The organism is Pseudoalteromonas sp. PSi26 (assembly GCF_054960575.1).
In genome coordinates this window covers 1-14,631 of the sequence record NZ_JBHNYT010000009.1, presented here as the reverse complement: position 1 = coordinate 14,631, position 14,631 = coordinate 1, and the positions used below count along the sequence as shown (strand labels likewise).

The 14,631-nt window shown below is 40.1% G+C and carries 11 protein-coding genes; 2 read left to right on the top strand and 9 right to left on the bottom strand.

Going from position 1 to position 14,631, the window contains the following annotated elements; translation table 11 throughout:
• Positions 1 to 41: 41 nt before the first annotated feature.
• The 5 genes from ACFI34_RS11330 to ilvG form a co-directional block, all read right to left on the bottom strand.
• Positions 42 to 1,085 (bottom strand): ABC transporter substrate-binding protein, encoded by a 1,044-nt coding sequence (locus tag ACFI34_RS11330; protein WP_271481133.1) that lies wholly within the window; start codon positions 1,083 to 1,085, stop codon positions 42 to 44.
• A 95-nt stretch (positions 1,086 to 1,180) separates the two neighbouring features.
• The gene (ilvA, locus tag ACFI34_RS11325) at positions 1,181 to 2,734 is read right to left on the bottom strand and encodes a threonine ammonia-lyase, biosynthetic (RefSeq protein WP_462673564.1); all 1,554 of its coding nucleotides are present in this window, start codon (positions 2,732 to 2,734) and stop codon (positions 1,181 to 1,183) included.
• A 2-nt stretch (positions 2,735 to 2,736) separates the two neighbouring features.
• On the bottom strand, positions 2,737 to 4,593 hold the full coding sequence (gene ilvD, locus ACFI34_RS11320; RefSeq protein ID WP_008133264.1) for a dihydroxy-acid dehydratase: 1,857 nt from the start codon (positions 4,591 to 4,593) through the stop codon (positions 2,737 to 2,739).
• A gap of 99 nt (positions 4,594 to 4,692) precedes the next feature.
• Positions 4,693 to 4,935, bottom strand: a complete 243-nt coding sequence (ilvM, locus tag ACFI34_RS11315; RefSeq protein WP_006793049.1) for an acetolactate synthase 2 small subunit — start codon at positions 4,933 to 4,935, stop codon at positions 4,693 to 4,695.
• Complete coding sequence (ilvG, locus tag ACFI34_RS11310; protein WP_462673563.1) at positions 4,932 to 6,581, bottom strand: acetolactate synthase 2 catalytic subunit; 1,650 nt, start codon at positions 6,579 to 6,581, stop codon at positions 4,932 to 4,934. The genes ilvM and ilvG overlap by 4 nt, the downstream gene beginning before the upstream one ends.
• A gap of 669 nt (positions 6,582 to 7,250) precedes the next feature.
• Here ilvG and ACFI34_RS11305 point away from each other — a divergent pair.
• Both ACFI34_RS11305 and ACFI34_RS11300 read left to right on the top strand, forming a co-directional pair.
• On the top strand, positions 7,251 to 8,129 hold the full coding sequence (locus ACFI34_RS11305; RefSeq protein ID WP_462673562.1) for a TraB/GumN family protein: 879 nt from the start codon (positions 7,251 to 7,253) through the stop codon (positions 8,127 to 8,129).
• A gap of 68 nt (positions 8,130 to 8,197) precedes the next feature.
• Positions 8,198 to 8,389, top strand: a complete 192-nt coding sequence (locus ACFI34_RS11300) for a hypothetical protein (protein ID WP_462673561.1) — start codon at positions 8,198 to 8,200, stop codon at positions 8,387 to 8,389.
• A gap of 182 nt (positions 8,390 to 8,571) precedes the next feature.
• Here the strand turns inward: ACFI34_RS11300 and ACFI34_RS11295 are convergent, their stop codons facing one another.
• The 4 genes from ACFI34_RS11295 to ACFI34_RS11280 all read right to left on the bottom strand — a co-directional run bounded on the left by ACFI34_RS11295 (position 8,572) and on the right by ACFI34_RS11280 (position 14,013).
• Complete coding sequence (locus tag ACFI34_RS11295; RefSeq protein ID WP_462673560.1) at positions 8,572 to 10,302, bottom strand: response regulator; 1,731 nt, start codon at positions 10,300 to 10,302, stop codon at positions 8,572 to 8,574.
• A gap of 109 nt (positions 10,303 to 10,411) precedes the next feature.
• Positions 10,412 to 12,742 carry a fatty acid cis/trans isomerase gene (locus tag ACFI34_RS11290; protein ID WP_462673559.1) on the bottom strand — a complete coding sequence of 777 codons (2,331 nt, stop codon included), beginning with the start codon at positions 12,740 to 12,742 and terminating at the stop codon, positions 10,412 to 10,414.
• The gene (locus ACFI34_RS11285; protein WP_462673558.1) at positions 12,739 to 13,101 is read right to left on the bottom strand and encodes a hypothetical protein; all 363 of its coding nucleotides are present in this window, start codon (positions 13,099 to 13,101) and stop codon (positions 12,739 to 12,741) included. The genes ACFI34_RS11290 and ACFI34_RS11285 overlap by 4 nt, the downstream gene beginning before the upstream one ends.
• Before the next feature lie 135 nt (positions 13,102 to 13,236).
• Positions 13,237 to 14,013, bottom strand: a complete 777-nt coding sequence (locus ACFI34_RS11280; protein WP_462673557.1) for a VOC family protein — start codon at positions 14,011 to 14,013, stop codon at positions 13,237 to 13,239.
• Positions 14,014 to 14,631 lie beyond the last annotated feature (618 nt).

The following is a 14,631-nucleotide window of genomic DNA, read 5'->3' as shown; positions in this document are numbered from 1 at the left end:
TATTGAAAGGAAGCCAATTGTATCAGTAACATTAACAGCCATTAAACGGTTATTTTTTTACTAAACATTAAGCGCAAATACAACGGTATAGAGATAACACTCACAATTATCGCTGCAATTAACATCCACGATAGTTCCATTTTTTCCGGTCGCTGATATTTATAAATAAAACTGGCTTTAACCTTATCAAACTCAGTTTGGTGAATACCGTACAAGTCTGCAATTAGGCGCCATTTTGGAATAGACATATGCCCCAAGCTAGTTGTTGCAGGCATAATGTACTCTTTTAATACTTCTGCCTCGTATGCTAATTCATGGAAGCTTTTGTTAGGTGCGTAAAGTATTTGGGTAACCGCAATGGCCTCATCCATATTCATCATTGCGTAGCGCCACCCCTTCAGGCTGGCTTGGTAAAATTTTTCAACGGTTTCAGGGGATGTGCTTAACATTTTCCCAGTGGTATATAAGATATCTGCATAAACGTCTATGCCGTAACGCTGAGGACATATTAGGCGATGTGATATACCTCTTTGAGTCATATTGTAGGGCTCAGTAGATAGATAAACTTGCATCGCATCGAGCCTGTTTTCGATCCAGGCTTGGCTTGGGTTGTCACCGTTGTATACACTAAGCAAACGCGTATTAACTCCGCTGCGAGTCAGCATAGCCATTAACTCATTGCTATCATTGTGACTCACTTTACTAATACGCTTATTTACAAAATCACGAGGGTGAAAAATATCAGAGGTGTCTTTGACCATCCAACAATAAGGTGAATATTGCAAGATAGGCGCCATTGCTACAAAAGATTGGCCGTTTATACGTTCCTGTAAAATACCCGAGTGACCTACACCAAACTCGGCGTCGCCATTAGCCACAGCACTAAACGCATCGGGCATTGTTAGATCTGCTGGGTTTATGGTTACATCAAGACCCACATCTTTATAAAACCCTTTTTCTTTGGCCATGTAGTAACCAGCAAACTGAAACTGATGCGTCCATTTTAATTGTAGAGTGACCGATTCTTGCGCCGCAATTTGGGCACAAAAACAACACAATCCAAGTATTAATCCTTTAAGTAACAACCAAGTTTCCTCAAGTTAATGACGGTATCAGTAACTATATGTAAAACAAATGATAAAGCAAGCACCCTTGTAAGGTACTTGCTCTTTAATGGCTGTTAAACTGAAGCGAGCTTTGCGGTTTTTTCTGAAAGAGGTTGCGTCGTTAAAAACTGTGTAAAACACGGATTATGCGTTTCATCTTGCACGCTATAGCCTAAGTCATTTAAATGCTCGTTAAAAGTCTCAAATTGCTCAGGTTCAATAGCAAAACCGGCTAATACATAACCCATTGAGCCGCCTTGACTCCGATAATGAAATAACGTGATATTCCAATCGTTGCCTAACGTATCTAAAAAGCGCGCTAGTGCGCCGGGGTATTCTGGAAACTCAAAACGTAACAAACGCTCATGCAGTTTTTCGGGTGCTTTACCGCCAACCATATAACGTACGTGTAGCTTAGCAAGTTCATTATCTGATAAGTCGCAAAACGCGTAATCGTTTTTAGTTAGGTCCTGCTTGAGCTCATTAAGCTCCTGCTCTCCTTGACGCAGGGCAATACCTACAAATATTTGTGCTTCACCAGGCCCTGCATAACGGTAGTTAAACTCAGTAATAGCACGTCCACCTAAAGACGCACAAAACTGTTTAAAACTGCCTTTTTCTTCTTTGATGGTAACGGCTAATAACGCTTCGTTTTTTTCACCTAGCGCAGTGCGCTCAGCGACATAACGTAAGCGATCAAAGTTTAAATTAGCACCCGAAAGAACCGCTGCTAAATGCAACCCTTTTAAGAGCGATTGTTGGCTCCACTTTTTAAGTCCTGCCGTTGCAAGAGCGCCAGAAGGCTCTGCAATTGCACGAGTAGACACAAAAATATCTTGCATGGCGGCGCAAATTTCATCGCTAGTCACAGTGATTACTTCATCGCAAAACTTTTGTGCCAAGCGAAATGTTTCCTTGCCAATAATTTTAACCGCTACACCATCGGCAAAACTACCTACTCGGTCAAGCTCTACCGGTTCACCCGCTTCAAATGCAGCTTGTAAACAGGCGCTCTCATCAGCTTCTACGCCAATGACTTTGATATCAGGACGAAGTGACTTTATATAAACAGCCATGCCTGCCAGTAAGCCACCGCCTCCAACGGGAATAAATACCGCATCAAGCTCATTGAGCTGCTGCATGAGTTCTCGCGCTACAGTACCTTGCCCAACAATAACGTCAGGATCGTCAAATGGTGGGACAAAAATGCCATTACGCTGCTCTGTAAGCTCAAGCGCGTGCGCTTTAGCTACATCAAACTGATGTCCATGCAATACAACCTCACCGCCTAAAGCGCGTACGGCGTTAACTTTTATTTCTGGCGTTGTAACAGGCATTACAATCGTTGCCTTATGCCCTAAATGCGAAGCGCTTAATGCAACACCCTGAGCATGGTTACCAGCCGATGCAGTAATTACAACAGACCCTTTTGGCAACTTATTTAATTTATTGTATGCGCCGCGTAATTTAAACGAATACACTGGCTGTTGATCTTCACGTTTAAGCCATACATGGTTGCCAAGTTTAGCGCTGAGGTCAGGCATTTCACTGACCTCAGTGACTTTAGCCAAGGGCTCCATATTTGCTTGAATAATTGCACGAAAATAATCGAGCTCTTGAGAAACCATAATTAGCTCAGCTCCTCCAGTTTCTCTAAGTCACGCACTGCGCCCTTATCTGCACTTGTTGCAAGTAGTGCATAGGCTTTTAATGCCGACGAAACATAACGCTCACGGTCAAGGGGCTTATACGCCTGCTTACCACGCGCTAATTGCTTTTGCTTACGCGCTTCAAGCTCTTCCTCGCTTAGTGCAAGCGTGATCTCACGCGTTGCAATATCAATAATAATTTTGTCGCCATTTTCAACGTACGCAATAGCACCACCGCTTGCCGCTTCTGGCGATACGTGGCCAATAGATAAACCAGACGTGCCGCCCGAAAAGCGTCCATCTGTGATCAGCGCACACTTTTCAGCTAAACCTTTTGATTTTAAGTAGCTCGTTGGGTAAAGCATTTCTTGCATACCAGGACCGCCTTTAGGGCCTTCGTAACGAATAACCACAACATCACCGGCTTTTACTTCGTCGTTTAAAATGCCTTCTACTGAATCATCTTGTGATTCGTATACCACTGCAGTGCCTTCAAAATGCAGCATTTCGTCAACTACGCCTGCGCTTTTAACAATACAGCCATCAACCGCTAAGTTTCCTGAAAGTACAGCTAAGCCGCCATCTTGTCTAAATGCGTGTTCAACACTTCGAATACAACCGTGTTCGCGGTCGTTATCGCCTTCATCCCAACGACACTCCTGGCTCATTGCTTTTGTAGTACGAATGCCAGCTGGTCCCGCGCGGTAAAACTTTTGTGCCGCTTCGTTTTTAGGATCTGTCGCATCCCATTTTTTAACAAGCTCACCCATAGTCATACCTGCAACGTGGTTTACCGATAAATCAACTAAACCGGCTTTGCCTAGCTCACGCACAATTGCCATCATGCCACCAGCGCGGTGAACATCTTCAATGTGGTACTGTGCTGTTGCTGGAGCTACTTTACATAAAAATGGGGTTTTACGAGATAGCTCGTCAATGTGCGACATGTCAAAATCTACGCCAGCTTCTTGTGCGGCTGCTAGTAAATGCAGTACGGTGTTAGATGAACCACCCATGGCAATATCAACAACCATAGAGTTCATAAAGGCTGTTTTGTTAGCAATAGCGCGTGGCAATACGTCTTGGTTATCTTTTTGGTAGTACTCACGGCATAAATCAACAATGCGAGCACCCGCTTCTACATACAGTTGCTTACGATCTTTATGGGTTGCAAGCGTTGTACCGTTACCCGGTAGTGCAAGGCCAATAGCTTCTAATAAACAGTTCATTGAGTTTGCAGTAAACATACCTGAACACGACCCACAAGTAGGACACGCAGAGCGCTCTACTTGTTCTGAATCAGCATCACTTACTGTTTCATCAGCGCCTTTTACCATGGCATCGACTAAATCTAATTTGATATCAATGTTAGCAAGTTTCGTTTTACCCGCTTCCATTGGTCCGCCCGATACAAAAATAACCGGTATGTTTAAGCGTAGCGCTGCAAGCATCATCCCTGGGGTAATTTTGTCACAGTTAGAAATACAGATCATCGCATCGGCGCAGTGGCCGTTAACCATGTACTCAACCGAGTCGGCAATGAGATCGCGCGAAGGGAGTGAGTAAAGCATACCACCGTGGCCCATTGCGATACCGTCATCAATTGCAATAGTATTAAATTCTTTTGGTACACCACCCGCTTGCGTGATTGTTTCAGCCATTAGCTCACTTAGCTGATTAAGGTGTACGTGCCCTGGCACAAATTGCGTAAACGAGTTAACTACAGCAATAATTGGTTTACCAAAGTCGGTGTCGGTCATGCCTGTTGCGCGCCATAATGCACGTGCGCCTGCGCGTTTACGTCCTTCAGTTGTTGTTGCACTTCTTAATTTAGCCATAGTTACCTCTGTTTTGCCGCTGTGTAAGCGGGCATTCCTCATTCTAAAAATTGGTGAGTAACAGTTATTCAATTACTCGTAAATTTGTATTGTTAGCAATTACACAGCTTGTTGCTGTAAATTTTGTAAAGTGATTTCTTTAACGTCCACCAGCTTATTTAACTGGCTTGTTAAAAGATGAATTGGTTTATCGCTGTCTACTGTCATTGCAACATTGTAGTGGCCATCATCCATATTGAGCTGAAAATGCGTAAGATCAAAACCACGGTGACGCACTACACGTAAAAAACGCTCGACCGCTATACTTTGGCTCTTTAATGCAATAGTTAGGCTGTGTTTCATTGTGCTTTCTCCGTAATCATTTCGTCATTTGCAGCCCCTGGTGGTACAAGTGGCCATACGTTTTCTTTATCGTCTATGCAGGCATGTACTATGTACGGCCCTTTGCTGTTAACTAATGCTGTTATTGCATCATCAACTTGATTGGCATGGGTAATTGTTTGCCCAGGAATACCAAATACAGCGGCTAACTGAACAAAATCAGGGTTATCTGAAAGGTTTGTCTCAGAGTAACGTCCTTCAAAAAATAGCTCCTGCCATTGGCGAACCATACCTAAGCGTTGGTTATCTAATATTAGTATTTTTACTGGTAAATTGTTACGGCGAATAGTCGCAAGCTCTTGAATGTTCATCATGATTGAGCCATCACCCGACACCGTTATTACAAAATCGTCTGGGCGTGCTACTTGTGCGCCAATAGCCGCTGGTAAACCAAAGCCCATAGTGCCTGCGCCACCACTACTTAAATGGTTGCTCGGGTGGCTAAACTTCATGTGTTGCGCTACCCACATTTGATGCTGACCAACATCGCAGCACACTACGCCTGTTTTTGGCATACGTTGGCTTAATTGGTTCAATAAATACGGGGCAAATACTTTTTCGCCTGGGTAGTCGTAGCGCCACGCATGTTTTACGCTTAACTGCTTATTTATATCGCACCATGCTTTAGAGGTTACAAAACACTCAAGTGCCGGTAATGAGGTTTTTAAGTCAGCAATTAATGAGGCTTTAGCTGGTTTACGTTTACCTACTTCAGCCGCGTCAATATCTAAGTGGATTACTTTTGCTTTGGCTGCAAATTTAGCTAAGTTACCTGTTACGCGGTCATCAAAGCGAGCGCCTATACACACTAATACATCGCACTCTTGCACCGCTATATTAGCGGCTTGTGTACCGTGCATGCCTAGCATGCCTAGGTAGTGTTCGTAATCTGGTAATACGCTACCTAACGCTTTAAGTGTTGATACCGCAGGCATCTGCGTTTTATTTAAAAACTGCATTAACTCATTTTGCGCATCAGCGGCTTGTACACCGCCACCTACATACGCCACAGGTTGCTTAGCTTCACTTAATAACTGATTGGCAATGGCAACTTGGTTTAAATCAAGTTGCGGTAAGTATTCATCAGAGGCTAACCAAGGTTTAAAAGGCACTTGCGACATTTGAATATCTTTTGGAATATCAACAAGTACAGGACCTGGGCGACCACTTAGGGCTAAGTGTATGGCCTCTTGTAGTATTTCGGCTAAATCTTCTGCACGCTCTACCATGTAACTGTGTTTAGTACACGAAAGCGACATACCTAGTACATCTACTTCTTGAAATGCATCTGAGCCAATAGCGGCAGTCGGTACTTGGCCGGTAATTGCTAATAATGGCACTGAGTCCATCATTGCATCTGCAAGTGCTGTTATTAAGTTAGTAGCCCCAGGGCCTGATGTTGCTAAACATACACCTAATTTACCTGTGCTGCGGGCATAACCTACAGCAGCAAAACCAGCACCTTGCTCGTGGCGAGTGAGGTAATGCTTGACTGGCGCACCATACAGCGCATCGTAAATTGGCATAATGGCTCCACCAGGGTAGCCAAATACCTCTTTTACGCCGTGTTTGGCTAATAAGTCGATTGTGAGTTCTGCGCCTGTCATTAATAAATCCTCATTCTTCAGTGACAACCTAATTAATTTTTACCCTTAAAACTAAAAAGCCCTCCGAACTGTTAAGTGCGGAGGGCTTTTTAATGCTCAAGTTTATAGCACTACAAAGCCCTCGCGGGAATAATCACCACGATAATAATCAGGACTAGTTTAAGTGCAGTTGTAAGCATGTAATTGACACCAAATTTAAATAATCTGTTGCGAAAGTTCATCTTTCGCTCTGTTATGTATTAGTACCGCGCTGAGCGGCTTAAGTCAACACCAAACTCAATTCAAAAAAAGCACGAAAAACCAAATTAAGTGGTTTTAAAATTCACTAAATACAACCATAAAGGAATTTTTATGTTTTAATTTAAAGTATAGAAATTCACTATTCTTATATTCCCCATTTATGGTTTGATTAATTTTTGAGTTTTAGTAAAAATTAAATTAATTTTTTTATACAGATAATGTTTAGACCTTCCGAATAGTTTTAATAATCATGGTTTGCAACTGTACTAAATCAAAAAACGTAAATAGAATAAATACTCCACTGAGCGCACATATTAGTACCAATATCCTCACAAAAGACGATTGATAAATACTGAATTTAGCACTGCTGTATAGGTAAATTTAGGTTAATATTTGTTTAACTCAACAACAGGATTTGAAGGACAAACCATGAAAGCGATACCTCGCATTAGTCATTTTTTTATTATGGTGCTATTTACAGCACTTAGTTTTAATAGCGTTGCGGCACCGGCTTTATATAAAGTAGAAAAAAATGGCACTAGCTCGTATTTATTTGGCACCGTACACGTAGGTGACGCCAGCATGAAAGGCTTACCATCAAACATTACCAAAGCAATTGATGAGAGCGAACACGTTATTGTAGAAGTGGATATTAGCAAACTGACTCCATTTCAAATGCAACAGCGTTCTATGCCATTAATGATGCTTAAAAATGGCAAAACATTACAAACAGAACTATCAAAACAAAACTACAATAAGCTCAAAAATTACTTTGCAAAAAAATCGATTGATATTGCTATGTTTAGCAACTTCAAACCTTGGGCTGTAATGGTGACTATGATGCAAATTGAGTTTCAAAATGCAGGCTTTTCTGATCAAACCGGTATAGACAAGCAAGTACTTGCTTACGCTAAAGAGCACAAAATTAAGGTTGGCGAACTAGAAACCCTCGAGCAGCAGTTGCAAATGTTTGATGGTATGGGGTTATTAAGTAATGAAATGATTGAAGAAACCTTTGAACAGCTTGCCGACATTAATACTTATTTTATTAAGCTAGTAAACGCGTGGAAAAATGGCGATATGGATACGCTTACCGAGTACTACAATATGAGCTTTGACGATAGTAATTACGGTGAAATAAGCGAGCAAGTCATGCTAATAAATCGTAATAACAAATGGGTAGAGCAACTTGTCCCTCGTTTAAGTAACGAAAAACTATTTATTGCGGTAGGTGCACTGCACTTACCAGAGCAGCATGGCTTAATTAAGCAGCTAAAAGACAAAGGTTTTAGTGTTACTCGTCTTTAAAACTAAGAACTCCAATAAAGCTTACGTAAATAGCTACCCTGCGTAAGCTAATAATATTTAGGTGGATTATGAAACGTATTCAATTCGAGATTTTATTTTTTCTCTCAATGCTTTTTATAAGTGGAATATATTACTATCAAGAGGGACACTTTAAACCAAGTGGTGGGTTAATCATTGCTTCTTTACTTCTTGTGATCGAAATTATTATTTACGCAATAGAAAGTATTAATAAAAAATATAAAAAATGTTCTAAAACCTAAAAAAAATTGTATCTCAGGTAGCAATAACTTCATCTGGGTAAAGGTGCTTCTATGCTTGCAGTACTAATTTAACCTTATCAATTAGCACTACAAATAGTGTTGATTTGCCTACATTATAGCACTTACTGTACTGCCAAGTTAACATAAGGCTAATTATGTAATTCAGTGTATTTTACACATTTTTAATTTATTTCACTGCTCATACATACATTAACTAGCGCATCGACAATTGCTTGCTTACCAATTGGTTTATGAATATGCCCACTGGCACCATACTCATATACTAACTGCATATCCTCTGTAGATGTATTAGCGGTAACCACAATAATAGGCGTATTAGCGTCAAAAATGCGTATTTTTTTTATAGCCTCAAAGCCATCCATTATTGGCATATTTAAATCCATAAAAATAACCTGGTATTCGTTTTTAGTGGCCATCTCGCAAGCGACCTTTCCGTTTTCTGCACATTCATAGCTGTAGTTAAGTTGTGAAAGAATACGCGTTAATATGTGCATGTTTAAGGGGTTATCTTCAACAACTAAACAATGCAGATTTTTAGGTAACAGCGCACTTAACGAAGGTGTATTTTCATCAATCTCAACGGGCATTTTCAGCGTAACGCGCACCCCATTTGGCGATGTATTTTCAAACACAATATTCCCGTCAAAAGCATCAACAATATACTGCACCCTTGCAAGGCCTGTTCTTAACCCTTGAAAGTGATTATTTTGATTAGATGAATTAAAAGTTAACCTGCTGACTGGCTTGGTTAATCCTGAACCTGTATCCGTGATTGTTACTGTTAATTGCTTATTGCTAACACAAGCCTTAACAGTAACAGCCCCCTCTTCTGTAAACTTTAATGCGTTGCCAACTAACTCAGCTAACACTTGCTGAAAGCGTTGATGATCTAGTTTTATAGCTTGATCAAGTGTCGAATCAAGAGTTGTAACTAAGGTAATGCCTTTTTGGCTGTAACCAAATTCATACCCTAAAAGCACTTTATTGAATGACTGAAGTAAGTTTTCATTTGACGGTTTCAATGCCCAACGACCTAAACTAAGCGCCTGTAAATCTTGTAGCTCGTCAAGCATTGCTATTATTCTTGATGCGCAATAAGAGGCCTGTGTTTTAATCGATTTTTGGCTATTACTAACCTCTAATGAATCAATCGAGGTGATAAAGCCTTGTAGGGGTGTTCTAAATTCATGACTTGCCCGAGCTATAAAGTGCTCTTTATTTTTGCTCACTTGCTGCGCAAAATCTTTTTGCTGTTGATACTTTGATAAAGCCTTAGTGACCTGCTTTTCCATCGGCATAAACACAAAGCGTAATACACCAATAAGCAATAACATAGTTAACAACCAAAAAAGTAACTCGACTGAAGACACCCACGCTACTTTTTTTACAGACTCTTTTTCAAATAAGCCAACAGCTTGGTCTAAATATTTTAGTAATTCTTCCATGTGCTTAACAGAAAACACATTGGGGTCTATTTTTTCTTGTTTATACAGTAGCTCTTCGACCTGTTGGATAAATTTTTGCACACGCAAATCTAGCTCAATAGGTGATTGTATATATAACTTGGTAAGCTCAGGGCTGAGATATTTATATTGACCATTATCGTTTTTTGACAATAAATATTGATGGTTTGCTTTAAATAGGCTGAGCGATGCATCTAAAGACTGCTGATGATCTGTACTACGTACTTGCGAGGCTAATAACTTATCACCATGCCATGCAATTTTTTGCGACAGCATTCGCTGTTTACCAGCAATGTTAATAATGTTTGCATCATTTTTTTGTACTGAAAAAAAGTACTGCATTAGTGATACAGAAACACTAATTAATAGCGCAATAGCGATTAACGCCCACCGATTACGTAGGCGAATATTTGCAACAATTTCAAACATAGTTAGCCTAACTTTTTGGTTTAAGTTTAGTCCAATTATATCAATATTTATGCTTAATCTATAAATATAAAAAAGCCCAACTCAAAGCTGGGCTATGTAAGAGGATTTACTACCTATTTTCTAAACGGTTGTAATCGAATAAGCCATATTCAACACCACGGTATTTTTTTGCTGTAGCGTGTAAAATATCACTGTATTGCCAAAACTGTGGATGAGAGCGTCTAATTCCAAATTTAGTTTTTAAGGCTGCGTAATCAGCTTCTACTTGCATCATAGGTAACTGTTCAGCAAAAGCCTCAACCTGTTGTTTATTATTCAAATACCAAATGGAAGCTGGGTAGTCACCTATAAAACCGGGGACGATTGTTGCAGTGTCTTCTTCAAAAGCTCGTTGACCGTCTTCATTTAACAAGCTCGAAATATTGTAATGCGCATTGTGATGAATAATCGTATAAGCCTTATGGCTATCGTCATCTTGCTTTACTAATAAAAACGATAACTGAGGTAATAAATTTACTGCTTTAGCCGGCATAGCATTAATAGCACTTAGCGGTTTAGGTACTTGCTTATAATTGTAGTGCTCACTTAGCACTGGACTTAGCGCCTCTTTCATTAGTGCATACAATTCTTTTTGAGGGGTGTTTGTTTTATAAGTTACCCCGCTTGGCTGGCTAAACTCACGGTTATTTTTAAAAAACTCAGCAAGACTTGGTGGTGATTTACGATACCACTGGTCTTTGATTTTATCTCGTTTGTTTTCTGGTAATAATGCTAAGAAGTTTTGTTCTCCTTCTAAGCGTAAAAAATCCATATATAAACGCGTAACTAACTGGTGCCCAATATTGCCGTAAACATCAAAACCTGCAACCAGTAAATAATGTATGCGCTCAAATAAGGCATAATCTAAAATCCAAGTTGTTTTTGGCTCTTGGCCAATAAAACCTTTCACCACGGTGGCACTGTCAAAATGACGAAAAATAGTCAGCGCTGCATTTTTATTGTGGCCATCTCCTTTCCACAATAGATCTGTTGTTAAATGCTCACCGCCTTTAAACATCTCATTAGCTAAATTGACCTTTGCTTTTAAATATTTTTGCTCCAGAGCTGAGTATTTAACCCAATTAGCAATTGGGAACGCATTACTTTCTTCTGCAGCTGGTAATTCAAGTGCGTCTTCATGCTGCATTATCATTTGTCCAACCGCTGGGGTTGCCACTTTTTTTGGATCAGCAAAAGCAACCCAAAAGTGGTCGTTAATCACATTTAACGCAATTTGACCACGGCAAACTGGCCCTTTAATAAAGCCCATAATAATCAACTCAGCTTCATCAAGCATAAACTGATACTTAGAATTAATTGGGATCACTTCAAACGTTTTAAACGGATTAGATGCAGACTCTGCCTGGTAGCTTGGCATGCTTTTAACCGTATACTCTGGTGCAATGAACTGTTGGTATAAACGGGCCAACTTTTCATCATTTAGCTTAAGCGGTAAGTGAGTTTTAGATAAAACAGTGCTGCGATCATGCAAAAATCGGTAGTAAATACGGTTAACCTTAGGGTCGTCATAAGGTCGACGAGTGCTTATTAGTTTTATTTTTTCACCCGGTGGCGTGCTCGAGCGAACAAGCTTAAAAAAGTTATCTGGGGTCTTTTGGTCAAAATATATATGAGCTAAAAACCAATGCTCGTATATATAGCGAGCCGATAACTGATACTTTAAGTCATCTTGGTTTAAAAATGCTTCCCAACGCTTTACCTGCTCAAGTTCAAACTCTGTTGGCGGGTCAATATGCGCCATTTTACCACCTGCTTTGAGCCACTTCTGCAAGTGATTAAATTCATCACGGGATACGCCCGGTAATCCATAAGGCATACCAGCATGAGGTTGCTCACCCGCTAATTGATCAAATTCTCCCATAGTGGCACAGGTTTGAGAGCGGCTCAGCGAAAAATCAAATTCATTATTTAATATTTCATTTGCAGGCAATTCATGGCTTTGTTTCAGTACTAAACTATTAAACAAGACGCTACCAGCTAAGTTAGCTTCCTCAGTTTGTACTCGCTCATTTAAAACAGGAGTAAAGTTCTTTTCTCGCCATTGCTCTGTGGTTGTAGCATCAAATAACAATCGACTCGGCTTTGTAGCAAGTAAACGAGTTCCGTCGTAGACAAGGTCTTTGCTTACCCCTCTATCTATTCCTTCAGGGGATGATAGCTTTAACTGACAAGGTGCATCGTAACAACCATGACACACAACACACCGAGTATCGAGCACCGGCTTCACATTCTGTAAAAAATTAGCCCCTTCGCCAGTAGTATGAGATACGATACGCTGCTGGGCCTGCTCAGTGCCAAATAGCTCATTGTAATGAGCATTACCTAAGTATGCACAACCACTTAAAATAACTAATGTAACGATGCCTATGAGTTTATTCATTCGCCTTCATCACCTAAATCAAAGGTCGGCATCATATCCATTTGCGGAGATATAAATACATCTTGATTCTCAGTATTTAGTACAACACTCAATAGAGGGCCATGATTTAAAGTTATTTGCGCGTTGTGTGATTGTTCTAACATATATTTGTAAGAAAGATCGGTAATCAACAGCTCATAACTTGTTATTGTAATAGCTATGCTGCTGTCTTCTGAGGGATTTTGGCAAATTTGAGCAAGTAACTCATCATCGAGCGCTACTGATATTTCAAAATCAGGCTGCTCTACATCCCTTTCACTTAAGGACTCGTTTAATAAAAATAACGGGAGCGTTAAATTGCTATCTTGTTCAAATTCCATGGTCTACTCAACATGCATAATTTATATAACTGGCATTATAACAAAATAACAAAAAATTAAACGTTAATGCCAATAACCAAAGTAGCTAAGTGCAAGACAACTCTCTCATGTACTTATCAGCATATTGTAAACGCTTTAATCCTTCGTTTGGATCACCGAAAAAACAGCACCTTGAGGATCACAAAGAACACCAAATCGGCCAACGTCTGGTACTGTAGTAGAAGGTACACATACTTGGGCTCCCAGCTTTTTCGCCTTATTAAGGGCAGAATCACAGTCGTCAACTGCAAAGTAAATCATCCAATGAGGTGGGACATCATCAGGCCATTCGCTACTCATTTCCAGCATTCCAGCAATCGGCTTACCATCTACCATAAATAAAGTATATTCCATGTTGTCCATAGGTTTCACTTCGCTCTTCCAACCTAGTAAAGCACAGTAAAACTCATTAGTTACTTTGCTATTTCGCGTCGCTAACTCATGCCAATAAGGCGTTGATAGCTCTGATAAACGTTTACATCCTTTATGATCTTTTCCTTGCCATAATGCAACGGTTGCTCCCCCCGGATCAGTAAACATCAGCATACGACCTGCATCCATAACATTGTGCGGACCCGCAATTATTTTAGCCCCAAGCTCTTTCGCTTTAATTGCACAATGATCTACATCATCTACAGCAATGTAAGTTAACCAACTGCTTGGAACACCCTCCTGAATTTGCTCTTTTGGCATTTCGTACATAGCGGCAATGTCGTCACCCTCTTTCTGGAGCATAGTGTAAAAAATACCATCGCCAATTGGCTGATCATCACAATCCCAATTAAATAGAGAGGTATAAAAGGCTTTACCTTCTTTCCAATTATGTGTGCAAAGCTCTGACCAACAAAAAATACCCTGAGGATAATTATCCATATTAAAGCCTTTGTTATTTTTATATTAAACATAATCTCGAAATGTAGTACGCAAGATTATTTTTTAATTAGCTTAGATCAATAACTATTAAGAGTCGATGAGAGATATAAGGAACGTGTGAAATATAAATTAGAGCATATAAAACAGACGCATTATTTTTAATACCATACAAGTTATTACCTTGCTGCATTTAGCACAATTGAGAAATATGGAGTTAACTAGGGCAACACTGTGCATCTAATTATGTTATTTATCGGGTAGCTATGAAGAAATAGTTGTTCAGTATAGGGATAGTGAATTTACTAAACCCCAAACAGCAAAAAACCCGTCACATTGCTGTAACGGGTTTCGCTTATTTAAAGCCTGATAATGTCGTGGAGCCCACAGCAGTGGAGAGCCACAGTGCAATGCTGAACTCTCATCGCTCAATGTATTGGATAGCTAGAATAATGTTCACAAAGAGGCGCTTCGCTTTGGAGACGCTACGCTTTAGAGAAGGGAATGCTTAATTTTACTTTTCTGTAGACGTAAAAAAGCCCGACTATCGCTAGTCGGGCTTTCTACAATTTGAAGCCTGGTAATGTCCTACTTTCACATAGCAAATGCTACACTATCATC